15 protein-coding genes are annotated in these 17,021 nt (G+C 65.1%); 6 read left to right on the plus strand and 9 right to left on the minus strand.

The window, feature by feature from the left end:
- Positions 1-142: 142 nt before the first annotated feature.
- From JWV26_RS08050 to JWV26_RS08060, 3 genes are all read left to right on the plus strand, one after another.
- A complete protein-coding gene (locus JWV26_RS08050) occupies positions 143-1,294 on the plus strand; it encodes a glycerophosphodiester phosphodiesterase (RefSeq protein ID WP_206418776.1) in 1,152 nt (383 codons plus the stop codon).
- 60 nt (positions 1,295-1,354) lie between these two features.
- Positions 1,355-2,746, plus strand: a complete 1,392-nt coding sequence (locus JWV26_RS08055) for a DUF2868 domain-containing protein (RefSeq protein ID WP_206418777.1) — start codon at positions 1,355-1,357, stop codon at positions 2,744-2,746.
- Between the two features lie 141 nt (positions 2,747-2,887).
- Positions 2,888-4,270, plus strand: coding sequence for a GTPase/DUF3482 domain-containing protein (locus JWV26_RS08060; protein WP_206418778.1), 1,383 nt, complete (start codon positions 2,888-2,890; stop codon positions 4,268-4,270).
- Between the two features lie 106 nt (positions 4,271-4,376).
- Here JWV26_RS08060 and JWV26_RS08065 read toward each other — a convergent pair whose 3' ends face one another.
- The 3 genes from JWV26_RS08065 to JWV26_RS08075 are packed head-to-tail and all read right to left on the minus strand — an operon-like array spanning position 4,377 to position 6,764.
- Positions 4,377-5,171: a thymidylate synthase gene (locus tag JWV26_RS08065; protein ID WP_074917499.1), complete on the minus strand. Its 795-nt coding sequence runs from the start codon at positions 5,169-5,171 to the stop codon at positions 4,377-4,379.
- Positions 5,171-5,971, minus strand: coding sequence for a prolipoprotein diacylglyceryl transferase (lgt, locus tag JWV26_RS08070; RefSeq protein ID WP_074917500.1), 801 nt, complete (start codon positions 5,969-5,971; stop codon positions 5,171-5,173). The genes JWV26_RS08065 and lgt overlap by 1 nt, the downstream gene beginning before the upstream one ends.
- Before the next feature lie 10 nt (positions 5,972-5,981).
- Positions 5,982-6,764 carry a sulfite exporter TauE/SafE family protein gene (locus tag JWV26_RS08075; protein WP_072425065.1) on the minus strand — a complete coding sequence of 261 codons (783 nt, stop codon included), beginning with the start codon at positions 6,762-6,764 and terminating at the stop codon, positions 5,982-5,984.
- A 128-nt stretch (positions 6,765-6,892) separates the two neighbouring features.
- Between JWV26_RS08075 and JWV26_RS08080 the strand changes: the two genes are divergently transcribed.
- Positions 6,893-7,636: an NRDE family protein gene (locus tag JWV26_RS08080; RefSeq protein ID WP_074917502.1), complete on the plus strand. Its 744-nt coding sequence runs from the start codon at positions 6,893-6,895 to the stop codon at positions 7,634-7,636.
- A 72-nt stretch (positions 7,637-7,708) separates the two neighbouring features.
- Here JWV26_RS08080 and ptsP read toward each other — a convergent pair whose 3' ends face one another.
- Positions 7,709-9,988, minus strand: a complete 2,280-nt coding sequence (gene ptsP, locus JWV26_RS08085) for a phosphoenolpyruvate--protein phosphotransferase (protein ID WP_074917504.1) — start codon at positions 9,986-9,988, stop codon at positions 7,709-7,711.
- 18 nt (positions 9,989-10,006) lie between these two features.
- Positions 10,007-10,486 (minus strand): RNA pyrophosphohydrolase, encoded by a 480-nt coding sequence (locus JWV26_RS08090; RefSeq protein ID WP_004373919.1) that lies wholly within the window; start codon positions 10,484-10,486, stop codon positions 10,007-10,009.
- 144 nt (positions 10,487-10,630) lie between these two features.
- On the opposite strand from JWV26_RS08090, the gene JWV26_RS08095 reads away from it, so the two are divergent.
- The gene (locus JWV26_RS08095; RefSeq protein ID WP_074917506.1) at positions 10,631-11,284 is read left to right on the plus strand and encodes a histidinol-phosphatase; all 654 of its coding nucleotides are present in this window, start codon (positions 10,631-10,633) and stop codon (positions 11,282-11,284) included.
- 166 nt (positions 11,285-11,450) lie between these two features.
- On the opposite strand, the gene JWV26_RS08100 is transcribed toward JWV26_RS08095, so the two are convergent.
- Positions 11,451-11,891 carry a DUF2269 family protein gene (locus tag JWV26_RS08100; protein ID WP_074917508.1) on the minus strand — a complete coding sequence of 147 codons (441 nt, stop codon included), beginning with the start codon at positions 11,889-11,891 and terminating at the stop codon, positions 11,451-11,453.
- A gap of 71 nt (positions 11,892-11,962) precedes the next feature.
- Positions 11,963-13,477: a threonine ammonia-lyase, biosynthetic gene (gene ilvA, locus JWV26_RS08105; protein ID WP_072424853.1), complete on the minus strand. Its 1,515-nt coding sequence runs from the start codon at positions 13,475-13,477 to the stop codon at positions 11,963-11,965.
- A 191-nt stretch (positions 13,478-13,668) separates the two neighbouring features.
- On the opposite strand from ilvA, the gene rpiA reads away from it, so the two are divergent.
- Positions 13,669-14,340 carry a ribose-5-phosphate isomerase RpiA gene (gene rpiA, locus JWV26_RS08110; RefSeq protein ID WP_206418779.1) on the plus strand — a complete coding sequence of 224 codons (672 nt, stop codon included), beginning with the start codon at positions 13,669-13,671 and terminating at the stop codon, positions 14,338-14,340.
- Between the two features lie 83 nt (positions 14,341-14,423).
- Here the strand turns inward: rpiA and JWV26_RS08115 are convergent, their stop codons facing one another.
- Both JWV26_RS08115 and JWV26_RS08120 read right to left on the minus strand, forming a co-directional pair.
- Positions 14,424-14,759 (minus strand): DUF3703 domain-containing protein, encoded by a 336-nt coding sequence (locus JWV26_RS08115; RefSeq protein WP_074917510.1) that lies wholly within the window; start codon positions 14,757-14,759, stop codon positions 14,424-14,426.
- Positions 14,760-14,770: 11 nt separating this feature from the next.
- Positions 14,771-16,990: a heavy metal translocating P-type ATPase gene (locus tag JWV26_RS08120; RefSeq protein ID WP_206418780.1), complete on the minus strand. Its 2,220-nt coding sequence runs from the start codon at positions 16,988-16,990 to the stop codon at positions 14,771-14,773.
- Between the last annotated feature and the right edge of the window lie 31 nt (positions 16,991-17,021).

Here is a 17,021-nt window from a genome sequence, read left to right on the forward strand (position 1 = left end):
GCAGAGCGTCCTGCGCACCCGCAGCCCACCTTTGGCTTGCCGAGTGGCGCACAGAACCGTCTAGGCTTGGACCTCTGTAGCAGAATCGTCACCCTTGTCGGTGCAGGCTTGGGTTTCCATCCCCGTGCAAGGAGGTACCACCATGTTGACCACACCGCTTCGCAGCTGGCTGCTCTGCGCCGGCCTGTTGCTACCGGCCCTCGGCCTCGCCGCGCCAGCCAAGCCCGACAGCGTGCAGGCCGCCATCGACTGGGCGCAACAACAGCCTTTGGCGCAGAAGGGCAAGCCCCATGCCGACGCCAGGCCACTGATCATCGCCCACCGTGGCGCCAGCGGCTACGCCCCCGAACACACCCTGGCCGCCTATGCCCTGGCGGTTCTGCAGGGCGCCGACTATGTCGAGCCGGACCTGGTGATGACCCGCGACGGGCAACTGGTGGCCCGCCACGACAATGAACTGGGCCTGACCACCGACGTGGCGCAGCGTCCGGAGTTCGCCAACCGCAAGCGCACCCAGACGGTGGATGGCGTCAGCCTGGAAGGTTGGTTCAGCGAGGACTTCAGCCTGGCCGAACTCAAGACCCTGCGCGCCATCGAGCGCATCCCGCAGGTGCGCCCGGCCAATACCCGTTTCGATGGCCAGTTCGAGATCCCAACCCTGCAGGAGATCATCGACCTGGTGAAAAGTCTGCAGCTCAGCCAGCAGCGGGTCATCGGCCTGTATCCGGAAACCAAGCACCCGACCCACTTCCAGCAGATCGGCCTGGCCATGGAGCAGCCACTGGTCAAGATCCTCAAGCGCAACGGCTACAACAGCGCCAAGGCGCCGGTTTACATCCAGTCCTTCGAAGTGGAGAACCTCAAGACCCTGAGCCGTCTGACCCAGGTACGACTGGTGCAACTGCTGTGGACCGAGGGCCAGCCCTATGACCAGCAGGTGCTCGGCACCGGCCTGGGCTACGCCCAGATGATCACGCCCAAGGGCCTGAAGGCCATCGCCCGCTACGCCAGCGGCATCGGCCCGGAGAAAGGCATGATCATCCCGCGCGACGCCGCCGGCAACCTGACCACGCCCACCAGCCTGGTGCGTGACGCCCATGCGGCCAAGCTCAAGGTCCATCCCTACACCTTCCGCGCCGAGAACGCCTTCCTGCCCACCAGCCTGCGCAACGGCAGCGAGCCGGCCGAACGTGGCGACATTGAGGCCGAACTGCGCGCCTTCCTCGCCACCGGCGTCGACGGCCTGTTCATCGACCAACCGGACATCGCCGTGCGCTTGCGCGAACAGCGCTGATTCGCACCGGGGCGGATCAGGGGTTATTCTCAACCCCTGATCCGAACGACGAGACGCCGCGTGACAGACGCCTCCTCCCCTACGCCCCTGCAACGCCTCTGGCTCAGCGAGACCATTCGCCTGCGTGAGGAACACGCCGGCCCGCTCGAAGATGCCGAGGCCAATCGCCTGGCCCGCGCCGAGCACGGTGACCTGGCCCAACGCATCCAGCATCGCGCCCTGCACCTGGCCCGTCGAGATGGTCAGTGGCAGGCGCTGTTGCACTGGCTGCAGGGCGCACGCCTGGCCGGTGGGCTGCTGGCACTGCTGGCCCTGCTCAGCGGCTTCGGTCTGGCTCTGGCCGCGTTGGGTGACGGGCGCCAACCCGTCAATGTGTTCTGGGCGCTGGGCAGCCTGCTCGGGCTCAACCTGCTGATGCTGCTTGGCTGGCTGCTGGGTCTGCTGCTGACCCGAGACCGCCCTGGCGCGCTCGGTCGCCTGTGGCTGTGGCTCAGCGAAAAGCTTGCGCGCGACGCCAGCGCCGCGCAGTTGGCCCCGGCCCTGCTGCTGATGCTGCAACGCCAACGCCTGACCCGCTGGGGCCTGGGTCTGATGGTCAACGGCCTGTGGACCCTGGCCATGCTCGCCGCGCTGACCACCCTGTTGCTGCTGCTCGCCACCCGCCGCTACGGTTTCGTCTGGGAAACCACCATCCTCGGCGGCGACACCTTCATCGCCCTAACCCAAGCCATAGGCGCCCTGCCTGCGCTGCTCGGCTTCAGCCTGCCGGATATCGACGTCATTCGTGCCAGCGGCGACGCCGCCATCGCCAGCGAAGCCGCCCGGCAGAGCTGGGCCGGCTGGCTGGTTGGCGTAGCGCTGGTCTATGGCCTGCTGCCACGCCTGCTGCTGGCGCTGCTGTGCCTGTGGCGCTGGCAGTCAGGCACGCGCAGGCTGCGTCTGGACCTCGACCTACCGGGCTACAGCCTGCTGCGCCAGCGCCTGCAACCGGACAGCGAACGCCTTGGCGTCTGCGACCTGGCGCCAGCCGCTCTGCACCAGCCGCAAGGCGGCGCCAGTGCCCAACCTGGTAGTGGCGCACTGCTGCTCGGCCTGGAACTAGACGAGCGCCGCCCCTGGCCACCGCTGCCGTTACCAAAGGGCGTGGCCGATGCCGGGGTGATCGACAGCCGCGAGCAGCGCCGCCAGTTGCTCGAACAACTGACCCGCTTCCCGCCCGAACGCCTGGCCATCGCCTGTGACCCACGCCGCTCGCCGGATCGCGGCACCCTGGCGCTGCTCGGCGAACTGGCGCGCTCGGCCTCTGCTACACGTATCTGGCTGCTGCCGCCTGCGCCCGGCGAATGCCTGGACAGCGCCCGCCTGGCGGACTGGCATCAAGCCCTCGGCACGCTGGGACTGCCCCATGGCGATACGGCGCCTCTAAGCTGGCTGGAGACAGGGCATGACTAGAAAGCCGCAGACACATGACCTTCATGTAGGAGCGAGCTCTGCTCGCGAACCATGGCAAGCGGCAAAAGCTTCGCGAGCAGAGCTCGCTCCTACCCCAATGCCCGCTCTGTTGCCTCCGAGCTACCCGACCGAGCCCGCGCCATGAACCAGCCGCTGAAACTCGCCCTGGTCGGCCATACCAACGTCGGCAAAACCTCGCTGCTGCGCACCCTGACCCGCGACGTGGAGTTCGGCGAAGTCTCGCCGCGCGCCAGCACTACTCGCCATGTCGAGGGTGCGCGACTGTCGGTAGACGGCCAGGCGTTGCTAGAGCTGTACGACACCCCCGGCCTGGAGGACGCCATTGCCCTGCTCGATTACCTGGAACGCCTCGACCGCCCCGGTGAACGCCTGGACGGCCCGGCGCGCCTGGCCCGCTTCCTCGACGGCAGCGAGGCGCGCCAGCGCTACGAACAGGAGGCCAAGGTGCTGCGCCAGCTGCTGGCCTCCGACGCCGGCCTGTATGTGATCGACGTGCGTGAGCCGGTGCTGGCCAAGTACCGCGACGAACTGGCGGTGCTGACCATGTGTGGCCGGCCGCTGCTGCCGGTGCTCAACTTCGTCGCCAGCGTCAGCCACCGCGAAGGTGAATGGCGCGAAGCCCTGGCTCGCCTCGGCCTGCATGCCCTGGTGGCGTTCGACAGCGTGGCACCACCGGAAGATGGCGAACGACGCCTGTACGAAAGCCTCGCCCTACTGCTGGAGCGTTCGCGCCCGCAGTTACAACGCCTGATCGAGGATCATGAAGCGCAGCGCCAAGCCCGTCGCCAGGCCGGCAACCGCCTGATCGCCGAGCTGCTGATCGACTGCGCCGCCTGCCGCCGCAGCGTCGCCGCTCAACCGGTGCTGGAACAGGGCGCCATTTCTGAGCTGCGTGATGCGATTCGTCAGCGCGAGCAGCGTTGCGTCGAGGCCCTGCTGCGCCTGTATGCCTTCCGTAGCAGCGATGCCAAGGCGGCCGACCTGCCTCTGCTCGATGGCCGCTGGGGCGACGACCTGTTCAATCCGGAAACGCTGAAGCAACTGGGCATCAAGGTCGGCGGCGGCATGGCAGCGGGCGCGGCCACCGGCGTTGGTGTCGACCTGCTGGTCGGCGGCCTCACCATGGGCGCAGCTGCCGCATTGGGCGCAGTGATCGGCGGCAGCGCGCAGACTCTGCGCAACTACGGGGAAAGGTTGAAGGGAAAGCTCAAAGGTCAGCGCGAACTGACCGTCGACGACGCCGTGCTGCGCTTGCTCGCCCTGCGTCAGCAGCAACTGCTGGCGGCACTGGATAAACGAGGCCACGCCGCCATGGACGCCATCACCCTCAGCGCCCCGCAGGATACCCTGTGGCGCCACGGCAAGCTGCCCGCCCCGCTGAACGTGGCACGCGCCCATCCCGAATGGTCGTCGCTCAACCCCAGCGCACGTCTGGAAGAGGCCGAGCGCGCCGAACAGGTGGAGCGTTTGTGCAGTGAAATCGCCATGCAAGCGGTGGGCTGAAGCCCACCCTACGTTTGGCGGCGATACACACCTGTAGGGTGGGCCGGGCGGCGCTCCGCTTCAGCCCACCAAAGCCCACCTTACGACCGCTCGCACTCGCCCGGTCTCAAACCGCCACCGGCGCCTTGATATGCGGGTGCGCTTCGTAGCCGACCAGTTCGAAGTCCTCGAATTTGAAGGCCAGCAGATCCTTCACCTCGGGGTTGAGCTTCATGGTCGGCAGCGGCAGTGGCTGGCGGGTCAGTTGCAGGTCGGTTTGTTCGATATGGTTGGCGTACAGGTGGCAGTCGCCGCCGGTCCAGATGAACTCGCCCGGCTGCAGGTTACACACCTGCGCCACCATCAGCGTCAGCAGCGCGTAGCTGGCGATGTTGAAAGGCACGCCGAGGAAGATGTCTGCCGAACGCTGATAGAGCTGGCAGGAGAGCTTGCCGTCAGCGACGTAGAACTGGAACAGCGCGTGACATGGCGGCAGCGCCATCTGCTCGACCAGCGCGGGGTTCCAGGCCGAGACGATCAGGCGACGGGAGTCCGGGTTCTTCTTGATCATCTCGATCAACTTGGCGATCTGGTCGATGGACTCGCCATTGGGCGCCGGCCAGCTGCGCCACTGGTAGCCGTAGACCGGGCCGAGGTCGCCGTTCTCGTCGGCCCACTCGTCCCAGATGCTGACGCCGTTTTCCTTCAGGTAACGGATGTTGGTGTCGCCCTGCAGAAACCACAGCAACTCGTGGATGATCGAGCGCAGGTGACACTTCTTGGTGGTGACGATGGGGAAGCCATCGGCCAGGTCGAAGCGCATCTGGTAGCCGAACACGCTGTAGGTGCCGGTACCGGTGCGGTCTTCCTTGAAGGTGCCGTGCTCGCGCACGTGGCGCATCAGGTCGAGGTACTGTTTCATCAGGCGGCTCCTTGTACGGGCTGGCGCTTGTAGGCGTAGGCGATCAGGCCGATGCCACCGAGGATCATCGGCAGGCAGAGGATCTGCCCCATGGTCAGCCAGCCCCAGGCCAGGTAGCCCAGCTGGGCATCCGGCACGCGGACGAACTCGACGATGAAGCGGAACACGCCGTAGCAGGCGGCGAACATGCCGGACACGGCCATGGTCGGCCGCGGTTTGCGCGAATAGAACCAGAGGATGGTGAACAGCGCCGCGCCCTCCAGGGCGAACTGGTACAGCTGCGACGGATGGCGCGCCAGTTGCTCAGGGTCGGTGGGGAAGACCATCGACCAGGGCACATCGGTGGCCTTGCCCCACAGCTCGGCGTTGATGAAGTTGCCGATGCGTCCGGCGCCGAGGCCGATGGGTACCAACGGGGCGATAAAGTCCATCAGCTCGAAGAAGCTCTTGCCGTTGCGCTTGCCGAACCACCAGGTCGCCAGCATCACCCCGATCAGGCCGCCATGGAAGGACATGCCGCCCTCCCAAACCCGCAGGATCTTCGCCGGTTCGGCGATATAGGCGGCAAAGTCATAGAAGAACACGTAGCCCAGACGGCCACCGAGAATCACCCCCATGGCCACCCAGAACACCAGGTCGGACAGCTTGTCCTTGGTCCAGGTCGCATCGAAACGCTCCAGACGGCGCGATGCCAGTAGCCATGCACCACCGATGCCGACCAGATACATCAGGCCGTACCAATGGATTTTCAGGGGACCAAGGGCGATGGCCACCGGGTCGATCTGCGGATAAGGCAGCATCCAGGACTCCTTAAATGAAAAAACTCAGACCCACGCTGAACAGCAGCAGGGCGAACAGACGCTTGAGTAACAGTGGCGACAGGCGATGAGCCAGACGCGCACCAAAACGGGCAAAGAACATGCTGGTCACGGCGATGCCCAGCAATGCCGGGAGATACACGAAACCGACGCTCCATGGCGGCAGATTCGGATTCCCCCAGCCGGTAAACATGAAACTCAGCGCGCCGGCGATGGCGATCGGCAAACCACAGGCCGCCGAGGTTGCCACCGCCTGCTGGATCGGCACGCTGCGCCAGACCAGAAAGGGCACGGTAAGCGAACCACCGCCAATGCCGAAAATCGCCGAGGCCCAACCGATCACCCCGCCGGCTACCGTCAGCGTCGGCTTGCCTGGGACACCGAGACTGGCCTTGGGTTTCAGGTCCAGCGCCATCTGCGCGGCAACGATGATGGCGAAGGTACCGATGATCTTCTGCAGCAACGGCCCCTGGATCAACGCCGCCGTCATGGCCCCCAGCGCAGCACCCAGTAGGATGCCAATGGTCAACCAGCGAAACAGCGGCCAGCGCACCGCGCCCTTGCGATGGTGCTCGAGCAGCGAATTGATCGAGGTAAAGACGATGGTCGCCAGGGACGTTCCCACTGCCAGGTGAGTGAGGATTTCCGTTGCCATACCCTGGGCGGTGAAGCTCAGCACCAGCACCGGCACGATGATCAGACCGCCGCCCACGCCGAACAGGCCAGCCAGCACACCGGCAGCCGAGCCCAGCACCAGGTAGAGCAGCAGCTCCATCGACACCCCCAAAAACAAAGCGGCATGGTAGCGGAAATGCCTCCTCAACGGCACACGGATCGACGGAACGGTTGCCGCCCTTGGCTGAGCTCGCTAGCCTGCCAGACTCCGCCATAGGAGGAATGCGCATGTGCCTGATCGTCTTCGCCTGGCAGCCCGAAAGCCCGACGGTGCTGCGCATGGCGGCCAATCGCGACGAGTTCTACGCGCGCCCCAGCGCCGCATTGAGTGAATGGCCGGATGCACCTGGCGTATTCGCCGGTCGCGATCTGCAAGCTGGGGGTACCTGGCTCGGCGTTACCGCGCAAGGCCGCTTCGCGGCGCTGACCAATATCCGCGACCCCAGGCAGAAAGCCGGCCCCCGTTCACGCGGCGTGCTGACAGCCGACTACCTGCTGGGTCAGGAGTCCGCGCCTGCCTATCTCGACAGGATCATGCGCGACGCACAAGAGCATGCCGGCTTCAACCTGCTGTTGGGCGACCGCCATCAGCTCTGGCATTTCAATTCTCAGGAAGGCCTGCCTCGGCAATTGCAGAGCGGCATTTATGGTATGTCCAACGCCGACCTAGACACGCCGTGGCCGAAGCTGCTGCGTGCCAGAAATGCCCTGAGCGATAGACTCGAAAGCGAGGATGAAGCGCTACTGGAGCTGCTGACCGATCGCAGCCAGCCGGCCGACCACCTGTTACCGGACACCGGCGTCGGGCTGGCGACGGAGCGCGTGCTGTCGAGTGTCTTCATTACCACGGCCACCTATGGCACCCGCGCCAGCACGGTGCTGAACGTCTGCCGAGACGGGCGTTGGAATATCACCGAGCGCAGCTTCGGCCCGCATGGTGCCTTGGTGGGCGAGGTCGCGTTACGCGGATAGCTCGGATGCGATCCGCGGCAACGCCGCTGATGGGATATATCCCCTGAGGTAGGAGCGAGCTCTGCTCGCGAATCAGGCCTGGATATTCGACGCCGGGTTGATCACCCGACCGAGCCCCAGATTGCGCAGCGCCAGGTGCAGGGTACTGTAGATCAGATGCGGGTTGTCCATGGTCATCACCTGGCCGAGCAGCTCCTTGGCCTTGCTCTGGGTCACCTGACGCAGCAGCCATTTCACCTTGGGCAGGTTGGTGGCGTTCATCGACAGCGAATCGAAGCCCATCGCCAGCAGCAACACGGCCGCCGCCGGGTCACCCGCCATCTCACCGCAGATGCTCACCGGCTTGCCTTCGAGGTGCGCGTCGTTGACCACTTTCTGCAAGGCCTGCAGCACCGCCGGGTGGAGGAAATCGTAGAGATCGGCCACACGCGGGTTGTTGCGGTCGACCGCCAGCAGGTACTGGGTCAGGTCGTTGGAGCCGACCGAAAGGAAATCCACCTGGCGCGCCAGTTCGCGGGTCTGATAAACGGCGGCCGGGATCTCGATCATCACGCCGATAGGCGGCAGTGGCACATCGGTACCCTCGTCACGCACCTCGCCCCAGGCGCGGTGGATCAGGTGCAGCGCCTCTTCCAGCTCCTGCGTGCCGGAAATCATCGGCAACAGGATGCGCAGGTTGTTCAGCCCCTCGCTGGCCTTGAGCATGGCGCGGGTCTGCACCAGGAAGATTTCCGGGTGATCGAGGGTAACGCGAATGCCGCGCCAACCCAGGAAGGGGTTCTCTTCCTTGATCGGGAAGTAAGACAGCGCCTTGTCGCCGCCGATATCCAGGGTGCGCATGGTCACCGGCAACGGGTGGAAGGCCTGCAACTGCTCGCGGTAGGTGGCGAGCTGCTCCTTCTCGCTGGGGAAGCGCTCGTTGATCATGAACGGCACTTCGGTGCGGTACAGACCGACACCCTCGGCGCCGCGCTGCTGGGCACGGGCAACATCGGCGAGCAGACCGGTGTTGACCCAAAGCGGCATGCGATGGCCGTCGAGGGTTTCGCAGGGCAGCGCGCGCAGAGCGTCGAGCCCTTCGGTGAGCTGGCGCTCCTCCTCGACCACATCGGCGTACTGCTTGCTCAGCAGCTCACTGGGGTTGGTGAAGACTTCGCCGTGATAGCCATCGACGATCAGCTTGATGCCGTCGATCTTCGAGTACGGCAGGTCGACCACACCCATGACCGTGGGAATACCCATGGCGCGGGCGAAAATCGCCACGTGGGAGTTGCCCGAGCCGGTCACCGAGATCAGACCGACCAGCTTGCCTTCCGGCACCTCGCCGAGCATCGCCGGCGACAGTTCCTCGCTGACCAGGATGGTGTTGTCCGGGTAGACCAGCGTGGTCTTGCGCTCTTCCTGCAGATAGGCGAGCAAGCGGCGGCCGAGGTCGCGCACATCGGAGGCACGCTCGCGCAGGTAAGCGTCATCCATCAGCTCGAAACGATTGACGTGGTCGAGCACCACCTGGCGCAAGGCGCCTTGCGCCCACTGGCCGGTACGAATGACCTTGCGCACCTCGTTACCCAGTGCGGCGTCCTCGAGCATCATCAGGTAGACGTCGAACAGCGCACGCTCTTCCTTGCGTAGCTGAGTGGCGAGTTTCTCGGACAGCTCCTGCATGTCCTCGCGCACCCAACCCAGCGCTTTGTCGAACAGCTCCAGCTCGGCAGCGATGTCATCGACACTGCGGTCTGGAACCACATTCAGATCAGCCGGGGGCAGCACCACGACAGCAGTACCGACCGCTGCCCCCGGCGCACCCGGCACGCCGACGAACTTGGCCTCCTGCACGCCCTTGCCCTGGCGCCCCAGGCCGCGAATCGAGCCGGTCGCCTCGGCATGGGCGATAACGCCGGCGAGCTGCGCGCTCATGGTGACCAGGAAAGCTTCCTCGCCTTCGTCGAACTGGCGGCGCTCCTTCTGCTGCACCACCAGCACGCCCATCACCCGGCGATGGTGGATGATCGGTGCACCGAGGAAGGAGGCATAACGCTCCTCGCCAGTTTCGGCGAAGTAGCGATAGCGCGGGTGGCTGGCGGCGTCTTCAAGGTTCAGCGGCTCTTCGCGGCTACCGACCAGGCCGACGAGGCCTTCGCTGGGCGCCATGCTGACCTTGCCGATGGAGCGCTTGTTGAGGCCGTCGGTGGCCATCAACACGAAGCGGTTGGTTTCCGGGTCGAGCAGGTAGACCGAGCAAACCTGGCTGCCCATCGCTTCCTTGACCCGCTGCACGATGATCGACAGCGCCGCCTTGAGATCCTTGGCAGCGTTTACTTCCTGGACGATCTTGCGCAGCGTATTGAGCATGCTCGATTGGGGTCCGTATCAGTCGCGCACTATCAGGCGCGGGGCGAGTTCCTTGAGCGCGCGGCGGTAGACCTCGCGCTTGAATGTGACCACCTGGCCCAGCGGGTACCAGTAGCTGACCCAGCGCCAGCCATCGAACTCGGGCTTGCCGGTCAGGTCCATGCGTACGCGGTCTTCAGCCCCCGTCAGGCGCAGCAGAAACCACTTTTGCTTCTGCCCGATGCACAGCGGCTGACTGTGCGTGCGCACCAGACGCTGCGGCAAACGATAACGCAACCAGCCGCGGGTGCAGGCGAGGATCTTCACATCCTGCTCTTCGAGCCCGACCTCTTCATTCAGTTCACGGTAAAGCGCCTCTTCCGGCGATTCACGATCATTGATGCCGCCCTGGGGAAACTGCCACGCATCCTGGTTGATACGCCTGGCCCAGAGCACCTGGCCGACATCATTGGTCAGGATGATGCCGACATTCGGGCGGAAACCATCAGAATCGATCACGGCAAGCAACCTCGTACACGCAAGTTCCGGCATTGTTCCACAAAGCCGGCGACAGCAGCAACGCGGGTTTAGGCGCTGTTTGAAAGCCCCGGCAAAGCGGCTATTCTGGCGCGCCTTCCCTTTCTACAGAACAGGTAACGAACCGTGCGCTTGGCCCTTTTCGATCTCGACAACACCCTGCTGGCTGGCGACAGCGATCACAGCTGGGGCGAATTCGTCTGCCAGCGCGGCCTGGTCGACGCGGCCGAGTACCTGGCGCGCAACGATGCCTTCTATGCCGATTACTGCGCCGGCAAGCTGGACGTGGTGGCTTATCAGAATTTCAGCCAGGCCATTCTCGGCCGCCACGACATGGCGCAACTGGCGCAGTGGCATCGCGAGTTCATGGCCGAGGTGATCGAGCCGATCATCCTGGCCAAGGGCGAGGCACTGCTGGCCGAACACCGCGCTGCGGGCGACAAACTGGTGATCATCACCGCCACTAACCGCTTCGTCACCGCGCCCATCGCCGAGCGCCTGGGTGTGGAGACGTTGATCGCCACCGAATGCGGTATGCAGGACGGCCGCTATACCGGGCAGATCACCGGCATGCCGTGCTACCAGGGCGGCAAAGTGACCCGCTTGAACGAATGGCTGGCGGAGACGGGGTACAACCTCGACGACGCTTACTTCTACAGCGACTCGCGCAATGACCTGCCGCTGCTTGAGGCCGTGGCCAACCCGGTGGCGGTCGACCCGGACGACGTGCTGCGCGCCACAGCTCTCGAACGCGGCTGGCCGGTGATTTCGCTGCGTTGAGAGGGATCGGCATACTGCTTCGCGACGACTGCATGGATGCAGGAGGTAGAGCGACGCAGGAAGCCAAAGCCGAGTACGCCCTACGCTGAGGCCGTGTACCAGAACCACGTGCGGTCGCCGGACGTAGGGCGGCCTCGCGAGCGAAGCGAGCAGCCCGCCGATCTGCTTAGACCGGCTTGGCGCCCATCAGCGCCATGATGGCGATCAAGAGCAGCAGAATCAGCCCGGCATAGATCAGGCACAGACGCTTGAGCGAAGTCGGCGCCGGTGTATCACCCAGCGCACGCCAGACCGCCAGGCGACCAGCCAGCAACAAACCGAGCAGCATCATCAGCACATAGAGGATGCTGCCCAGCAGCAGCCAGGTCTGTCCCAGCGGCCAGCCGGCGGTGTCCACCAGCCAGTAGCCGGTAACCGGCAGGCTCAGCGCCAGCACGGCGAATGCCGGGAAGCTGAACAGCAGGGTCACGCGCAGCTTGCGCGCCAGCACGGCTGCATCGCCACCGCGCTGCGCTTTGAGCAGCATGACGCCATGGGCGATCAGGCCGAGCAGCAGCAACACGCCTGGGGCGCTGTGGAGGATGCGAACCAGCAGGTAGTGTTCCATCAGGGGCTTCCTTGATTATCAGGCGATTACGCAGGGCGGCGTACACCCGCCCTAGGGTTCGAAGGTCGTGTTCAGCCCAGAAACAGGCGATAAGCCGGGTTGTCGCTTTCATCCCAGTAGGGATAACCGATGGCATCCAGCGCCGCCGGCACCAGATGACGTTCGTTCGCCGGCACCTGTAGCGCTGCCAGTACGCGACCATCGGCAGCGCCGTGATTGCGGTAATGGAACATCGAGATGTTCCAGCGCCCGCCCAGTTTCTGCAGGAAATTGAACAGCGCACCCGGCCGCTCGGGGAATTCGAAGCGCAGCACCATCTCGTCACCGACACCGGCGGCATGGCCACCTACCATATGGCGGATATGCAGCTTGGCCAGTTCGTTATCGGTCAGGTCCAGCACCGGAAAGCCCTGCGCGCGCAGGCCCTCGACCAACGCTTGGCGCGGGTCATTCTCCGGATGGGTCTGCACACCGACGAAGATGTGCGCTTCGCGGTCGGTGTGATAGCGATAGTTGAATTCGGTGATCTGACGCTTGCCCACCGCCTCGCAGAAGGCCTTGAAGCTGCCCGGCTGCTCGGGGATGGTCACGGCGATGATCGCTTCGCGCTTCTCGCCCAGCTCGGCGCGCTCGGCCACATGGCGCAGGCGGTCGAAGTTGACGTTGGCGCCGGAGTCGATGCCCACCAGCACTTCGCCATTGGCGCCCTGGCGCTCGACGTACTTCTTGATCCCGGCCACGGCCAGGGCGCCGGCCGGCTCGGTGATCGAGCGGGTATCGTCGTAGATATCCTTGATCGCCGCGCAGATTTCGTCGGTGCTGACGGTGATCACCTCATCGACGTGATGCTTGCAGAGATCGAAGGTGTGCTGGCCGATTTGCGCCACTGCCACGCCATCGGCGAACAACCCGACCGTCGGCAGCACCACACGCTCGCCAGCCGCCATCGCCTGCTGCAGGCAGTTGGAGTCGTCCGGCTCGACGCCGATCACCTTGATTTCCGGGCGCAGGTACTTCACATAGGCCGCGATGCCGGCGATCAGGCCGCCGCCACCGACCGGCACGAAGATGGCATCGATATGCCCCTGGTGCTGGCGCAGCACTTCCATGGCCACGGTGCCTTGGCCGGCGATCACCAGTGGGTCGTCGTAAGGGTGGATATAGGTGTAGCCCTTCTCTTCCACCAGCTTCAGCGAATGCGCCAACGCCTCGGGGAAGGCGTCGCCGTGCAGCACCACCTTGCCGCCCCGCGAACGCACGCCCTGCACTTTCAGCTCCGGCGTGGTGCGCGGCATGACGATGGTCGCTTTCACCCCCAGGTGCTTGGCGGCGAGAGCCAGGCCCTGTGCATGGTTGCCAGCCGAGGCGGTGACCACGCCGCGCGCCAGTTCTTCAGGGGACAGTTGCGCCAGCTTGTTGTAGGCGCCACGAATCTTGAACGAGTACACCGGCTGCAGATCTTCGCGCTTGAGCAAAATCTGGCTGCCCAGCCGCTCACTGAGCTGGCGGGCGGGTTGCAGCGGGGTTTCCACCGCGACGTCATAGACGCGCGAGGTGAGGATCTTCTTCACGTACTGTTCGAGCATGGCGATTTCGCAGGCGGTCGGGCTTTGAGAGGACTGCCGAGTCTACCCCAGCGCCGCGCCGGGCGACCATACGAAACGCACGGGTTTTAGGGGCAGACACCTCCCGTCAGCAAGCCATTTACGGCTATAGCAAGTCACTTGCGGCTATAATTCGCGCCTTGTCCTCCCACCTTCCCAGGCATTCCCCCGCGATGAACCAGGATCAGCTGAAACAGGCCGTGGCCCAGGCCGCCGTCGACCACATTCTCCCGCGCCTCGACAGCAAGAGCATCGTTGGCGTCGGTACCGGCTCCACCGCCAACTTCTTCATCGACGCACTGGCCAAGCACAAGATGGACTTCGATGGCGCCGTCGCCAGCTCCGAAGCCACCGCAGCCCGCCTGAAGGGCCATGGCATCCCGGTCTACGACCTCAACAGCACCGCCGAGCTGGAGTTCTACGTCGATGGCACCGACGAAAGCGACGAACACCTGCACCTGATCAAAGGCGGCGGCGCGGCGCTGACCCGCGAGAAGATCGTCGCCGCCGTGGCCAAGACCTTCATCTGCATCGCCGACGCCAGCAAGCTGGTGCCGGTGCTGGGCGCCTTCCCGCTGCCGGTGGAAGTCATTCCGATGGCGCGCAGCCATGTGGCGCGCGAGCTGGTGAAGCTGGGCGGTGACCCGGTGTACCGCGAAGGCGTGCTGACCGATAACGGCAACGTCATCCTCGATGTACATAACCTGTCGATCACCGACCCGGTGAAGCTGGAAGCGGACATCAACGCCATCGTCGGTGTGGTCACCAATGGCCTGTTCGCCGCCCGCCCGGCCGACCTGCTGCTGCTCGGCACCGCCGACGGCGTGAAAACGCTCAAGCGTTAAACCGTAGCCCGGATGAAATCCGGGGCAGACTCAGCGGAATGTCCCGGATTTCATCCGGGCTACGGAGCCTGTCAATGCACCGCCTACTCGAGCAGGCGGCGCAGTTCCTCGCTGATCGGCATGGGTTGAAAGGCACTGACCCGTGCCCGCCCGGTGTTGCCGATGGGCACCCAGATGCGCGAGAACAGCAGCGCCGCCAGGATGCGCGGCATTTGCCCAAGCACCTCACGCATATCCCCTTGTTGCCAGCCGGCCCACAGCATCAAGTAATGTGAACGTGCATGTAGCCATGGGCGACGCTGGGTAAGGATGTGCGCCCGCTCCAGCCAGACCAATGCTTCGGCGCTGCGGCGAGCACGCAGTTCTTGTTGCGCCTGAGCGAAAGCCTCGTCGATGGCGGCTTGCAGTTTCATGTTCATATCGCCCTCCTTCATTTGCGCAGCAGGCGCAGGCCGTTGAACACCACCATCAGGCTCACGCCCATATCGGCGAACACCGCCATCCACATGGTCGCCTCGCCCGCCAGGGTCAGGGCCAGGAAGGTCGCCTTGATGCCCAGGGCCAGGACGATGTTCTGTACCAGGATGGCGTGGGTCTGCCGCGACAGGCGAACGAAGGCCGGAATCTTGCGCAAATCGTCGTCCATCAGTGCGACATCTGCCGTCTCGATGGCCGTGTCGGTGCCGGCGGCGCCCATGGCAAAGCCGATCTCGGCCTTGGCCAGGGCTGGCGCATCGTTGATGCCGTCGCCGACCATGCCGACCACCCTGCCCTGTGCCTGACGCGCCTCGACCCAGGCCAGCTTGTCGGCTGGCAACAGGTCGCCGCGTGCCTCGTCGACACCGACCTGTTCGGCAATGGCCGCGGCGGTATGGGCGTTGTCACCGCTGAGCATGCAGGTGCGTACACCCAGTTCGTGAAGTTCGGCGACCGCCTCGCGACTGCTCTGGCGCACCGTGTCGGCCACGGCGAAGAGCATCAGCGCGCGCTGTTCGTCGCACAGCACCACCACGCTCTTGCCCTGGCGCTCCAGTGCCTCGAGGCGCTCTTCCAACTGCGCAGAGCACAGTCCGAGGTCTTCGACCAGGCGGTGGTTACCTATATAGAGAAGCGTGCCCTCGATCCGACCTTTGCTACCCCGCCCTGGCAGTGCCTCGAAATCCTCGACATCGTGCAACGCCTGCCCCTGCTCTTCGCCACGCTGGGCCAACGCCCTGGAAACCGGGTGATCCGAGCGCGCGGCCAGGCTCGCCGCCCAGGCGACGTGCAGCGGTTCATCCACTTCCAGCAAGTGAAGGCTGTCGGTCTGCACCGGTTTGCCATGGGTCAGCGTGCCGGTTTTGTCCAGCGCCAGCAGAGCCAGGTGCCGGCCGTTCTCCAGATAGACGCCGCCCTTGATCAGGATGCCCTTGCGTGCGGCGGCCGCCAGGCCGCTGACGATGGTCACCGGCGTGGAAATCACCAGCGCGCAGGGGCAGGCCACCACCAGCAGCACCAGGGCGCGGTAGACCCAGTCGAGCCAGGCGCCACCGATGACCAGCGGCGGCAGCACGGCGACCGCCAGGGCGAAGGCGAAGACCACCGGGGTATAGATGCGCGAGAACCGGTCGACGAAGCGCTGAGTCGGCGCGCGCGAGCCCTGCGCCTCCTCCACCGCATGGATGATGCGCGCCAGCGTGGTGTCACGTGCTGCCGCGCTTACGCGAAACTCCAGCGAGCCCGCCTCGTTGATAGTGCCAGCGAACACCGCGTCGCCCACACGTTTTTCCACCGGCAGGCTTTCCCCGGTGATCGGCGCCTGATTGACCGTCGAGCTGCCGCCGACCACCTCACCATCGAGGCTGATGCGCTCGCCAGGACGCACCCGCACCACCGCGCCCAGCCCGATAGCCTGCACGTCCAACTCCCGCCAACTGCCATCGACCTGCTGCACGGTGGCGCGCGGCGGCGCCAGATCCATCAGGCTGCGGATGGCATTGCGCGCCCGATCCAGCGAACGCGCCTCGATCAATTCGGCCAGGGTGAACAGGACCATCACCATCGCCGCTTCCGGCCACTGGCCGATCAGCACCGCGCCGGTCACGGCGATGCTCATCAGGGCATTGATATTGAGGTTGCGGTTCTTCAGGGCGATCCAGCCCTTCTTGTAGGTGTTCAGCCCGCACATCAGAATGGCGGCAACGGCGAGCAGTGCCACCAGCCAGTCGGGGCCAAGCCCGGCGAAATGCACGACTTCCGAAGCGGTTGCCACCCCACCAGCCAGTACCAGTGGCCACCAGGGCTTTTTCGCCGGTGCAGCAGCCGGCTGCTGCGCAGTGCGATCATCTTCGACCTGCGGGGTGAACCCCAGCGCGCGGATGGCCGGCAGCACCTGCGCCAGCATGCCTTCGTCATGGCTGACGGTGAGCACGCGCTGCAGCAGATTGAAATGCAGACCGGCCACGCCAGGCAGGCGACCCAGCGCGTCGCGAATCAGGCGCTCTTCCGTGGGGCAATCCATCTGCTCGATGCGTATACGGGTATTGCACGCGCCCGTCAGCGCAGCGTCCGCTGGCTGCGGCACGGCCTCGTGATTGTGTCCAGTGTGATCGTGGGCATGCTCAGGGTGAGCAGGTGGCTGTTGGTGCGAGTGATCGCAGCAGCGGCTCATGGCAAATCTCCGTCAGGTCTCTGTTGCCGAG

The organism is Ectopseudomonas toyotomiensis, from assembly GCF_017167985.1.
Classification (GTDB): Bacteria; Pseudomonadota; Gammaproteobacteria; order Pseudomonadales; family Pseudomonadaceae; genus Aquipseudomonas; species Aquipseudomonas toyotomiensis.

Excerpts from the sequence above, each read along its gene's own strand:
- JWV26_RS08115 (WP_074917510.1), bottom strand. The coding sequence starts at position 14,759 with ATGAACATGAAACTGCAAGCCGCCATCGACGAGGCTTTCGCTCAGGCG.
- ilvA (WP_072424853.1), bottom strand. The coding sequence starts at position 13,477 with ATGCTCGAACAGTACGTGAAGAAGATCCTCACCTCGCGCGTCTATGAC.
- JWV26_RS08050 (WP_206418776.1), top strand. The coding sequence starts at position 143 with ATGTTGACCACACCGCTTCGCAGCTGGCTGCTCTGCGCCGGCCTGTTG.
- JWV26_RS08075 (WP_072425065.1), bottom strand. The coding sequence starts at position 6,764 with ATGGAGCTGCTGCTCTACCTGGTGCTGGGCTCGGCTGCCGGTGTGCTG.
- JWV26_RS08060 (WP_206418778.1), top strand. The coding sequence starts at position 2,888 with ATGAACCAGCCGCTGAAACTCGCCCTGGTCGGCCATACCAACGTCGGC.
- lgt (WP_074917500.1), bottom strand. The coding sequence starts at position 5,971 with ATGCTGCCTTATCCGCAGATCGACCCGGTGGCCATCGCCCTTGGTCCC.
- rpiA (WP_206418779.1), top strand. The coding sequence starts at position 13,669 with ATGAACCAGGATCAGCTGAAACAGGCCGTGGCCCAGGCCGCCGTCGAC.
- JWV26_RS08080 (WP_074917502.1), top strand. The coding sequence starts at position 6,893 with ATGTGCCTGATCGTCTTCGCCTGGCAGCCCGAAAGCCCGACGGTGCTG.
- JWV26_RS08120 (WP_206418780.1), bottom strand. The coding sequence starts at position 16,990 with ATGAGCCGCTGCTGCGATCACTCGCACCAACAGCCACCTGCTCACCCT.
- ptsP (WP_074917504.1), bottom strand. The coding sequence starts at position 9,988 with ATGCTCAATACGCTGCGCAAGATCGTCCAGGAAGTAAACGCTGCCAAG.
- JWV26_RS08065 (WP_074917499.1), bottom strand. The coding sequence starts at position 5,171 with ATGAAACAGTACCTCGACCTGATGCGCCACGTGCGCGAGCACGGCACC.
- JWV26_RS08100 (WP_074917508.1), bottom strand. The coding sequence starts at position 11,891 with ATGGAACACTACCTGCTGGTTCGCATCCTCCACAGCGCCCCAGGCGTG.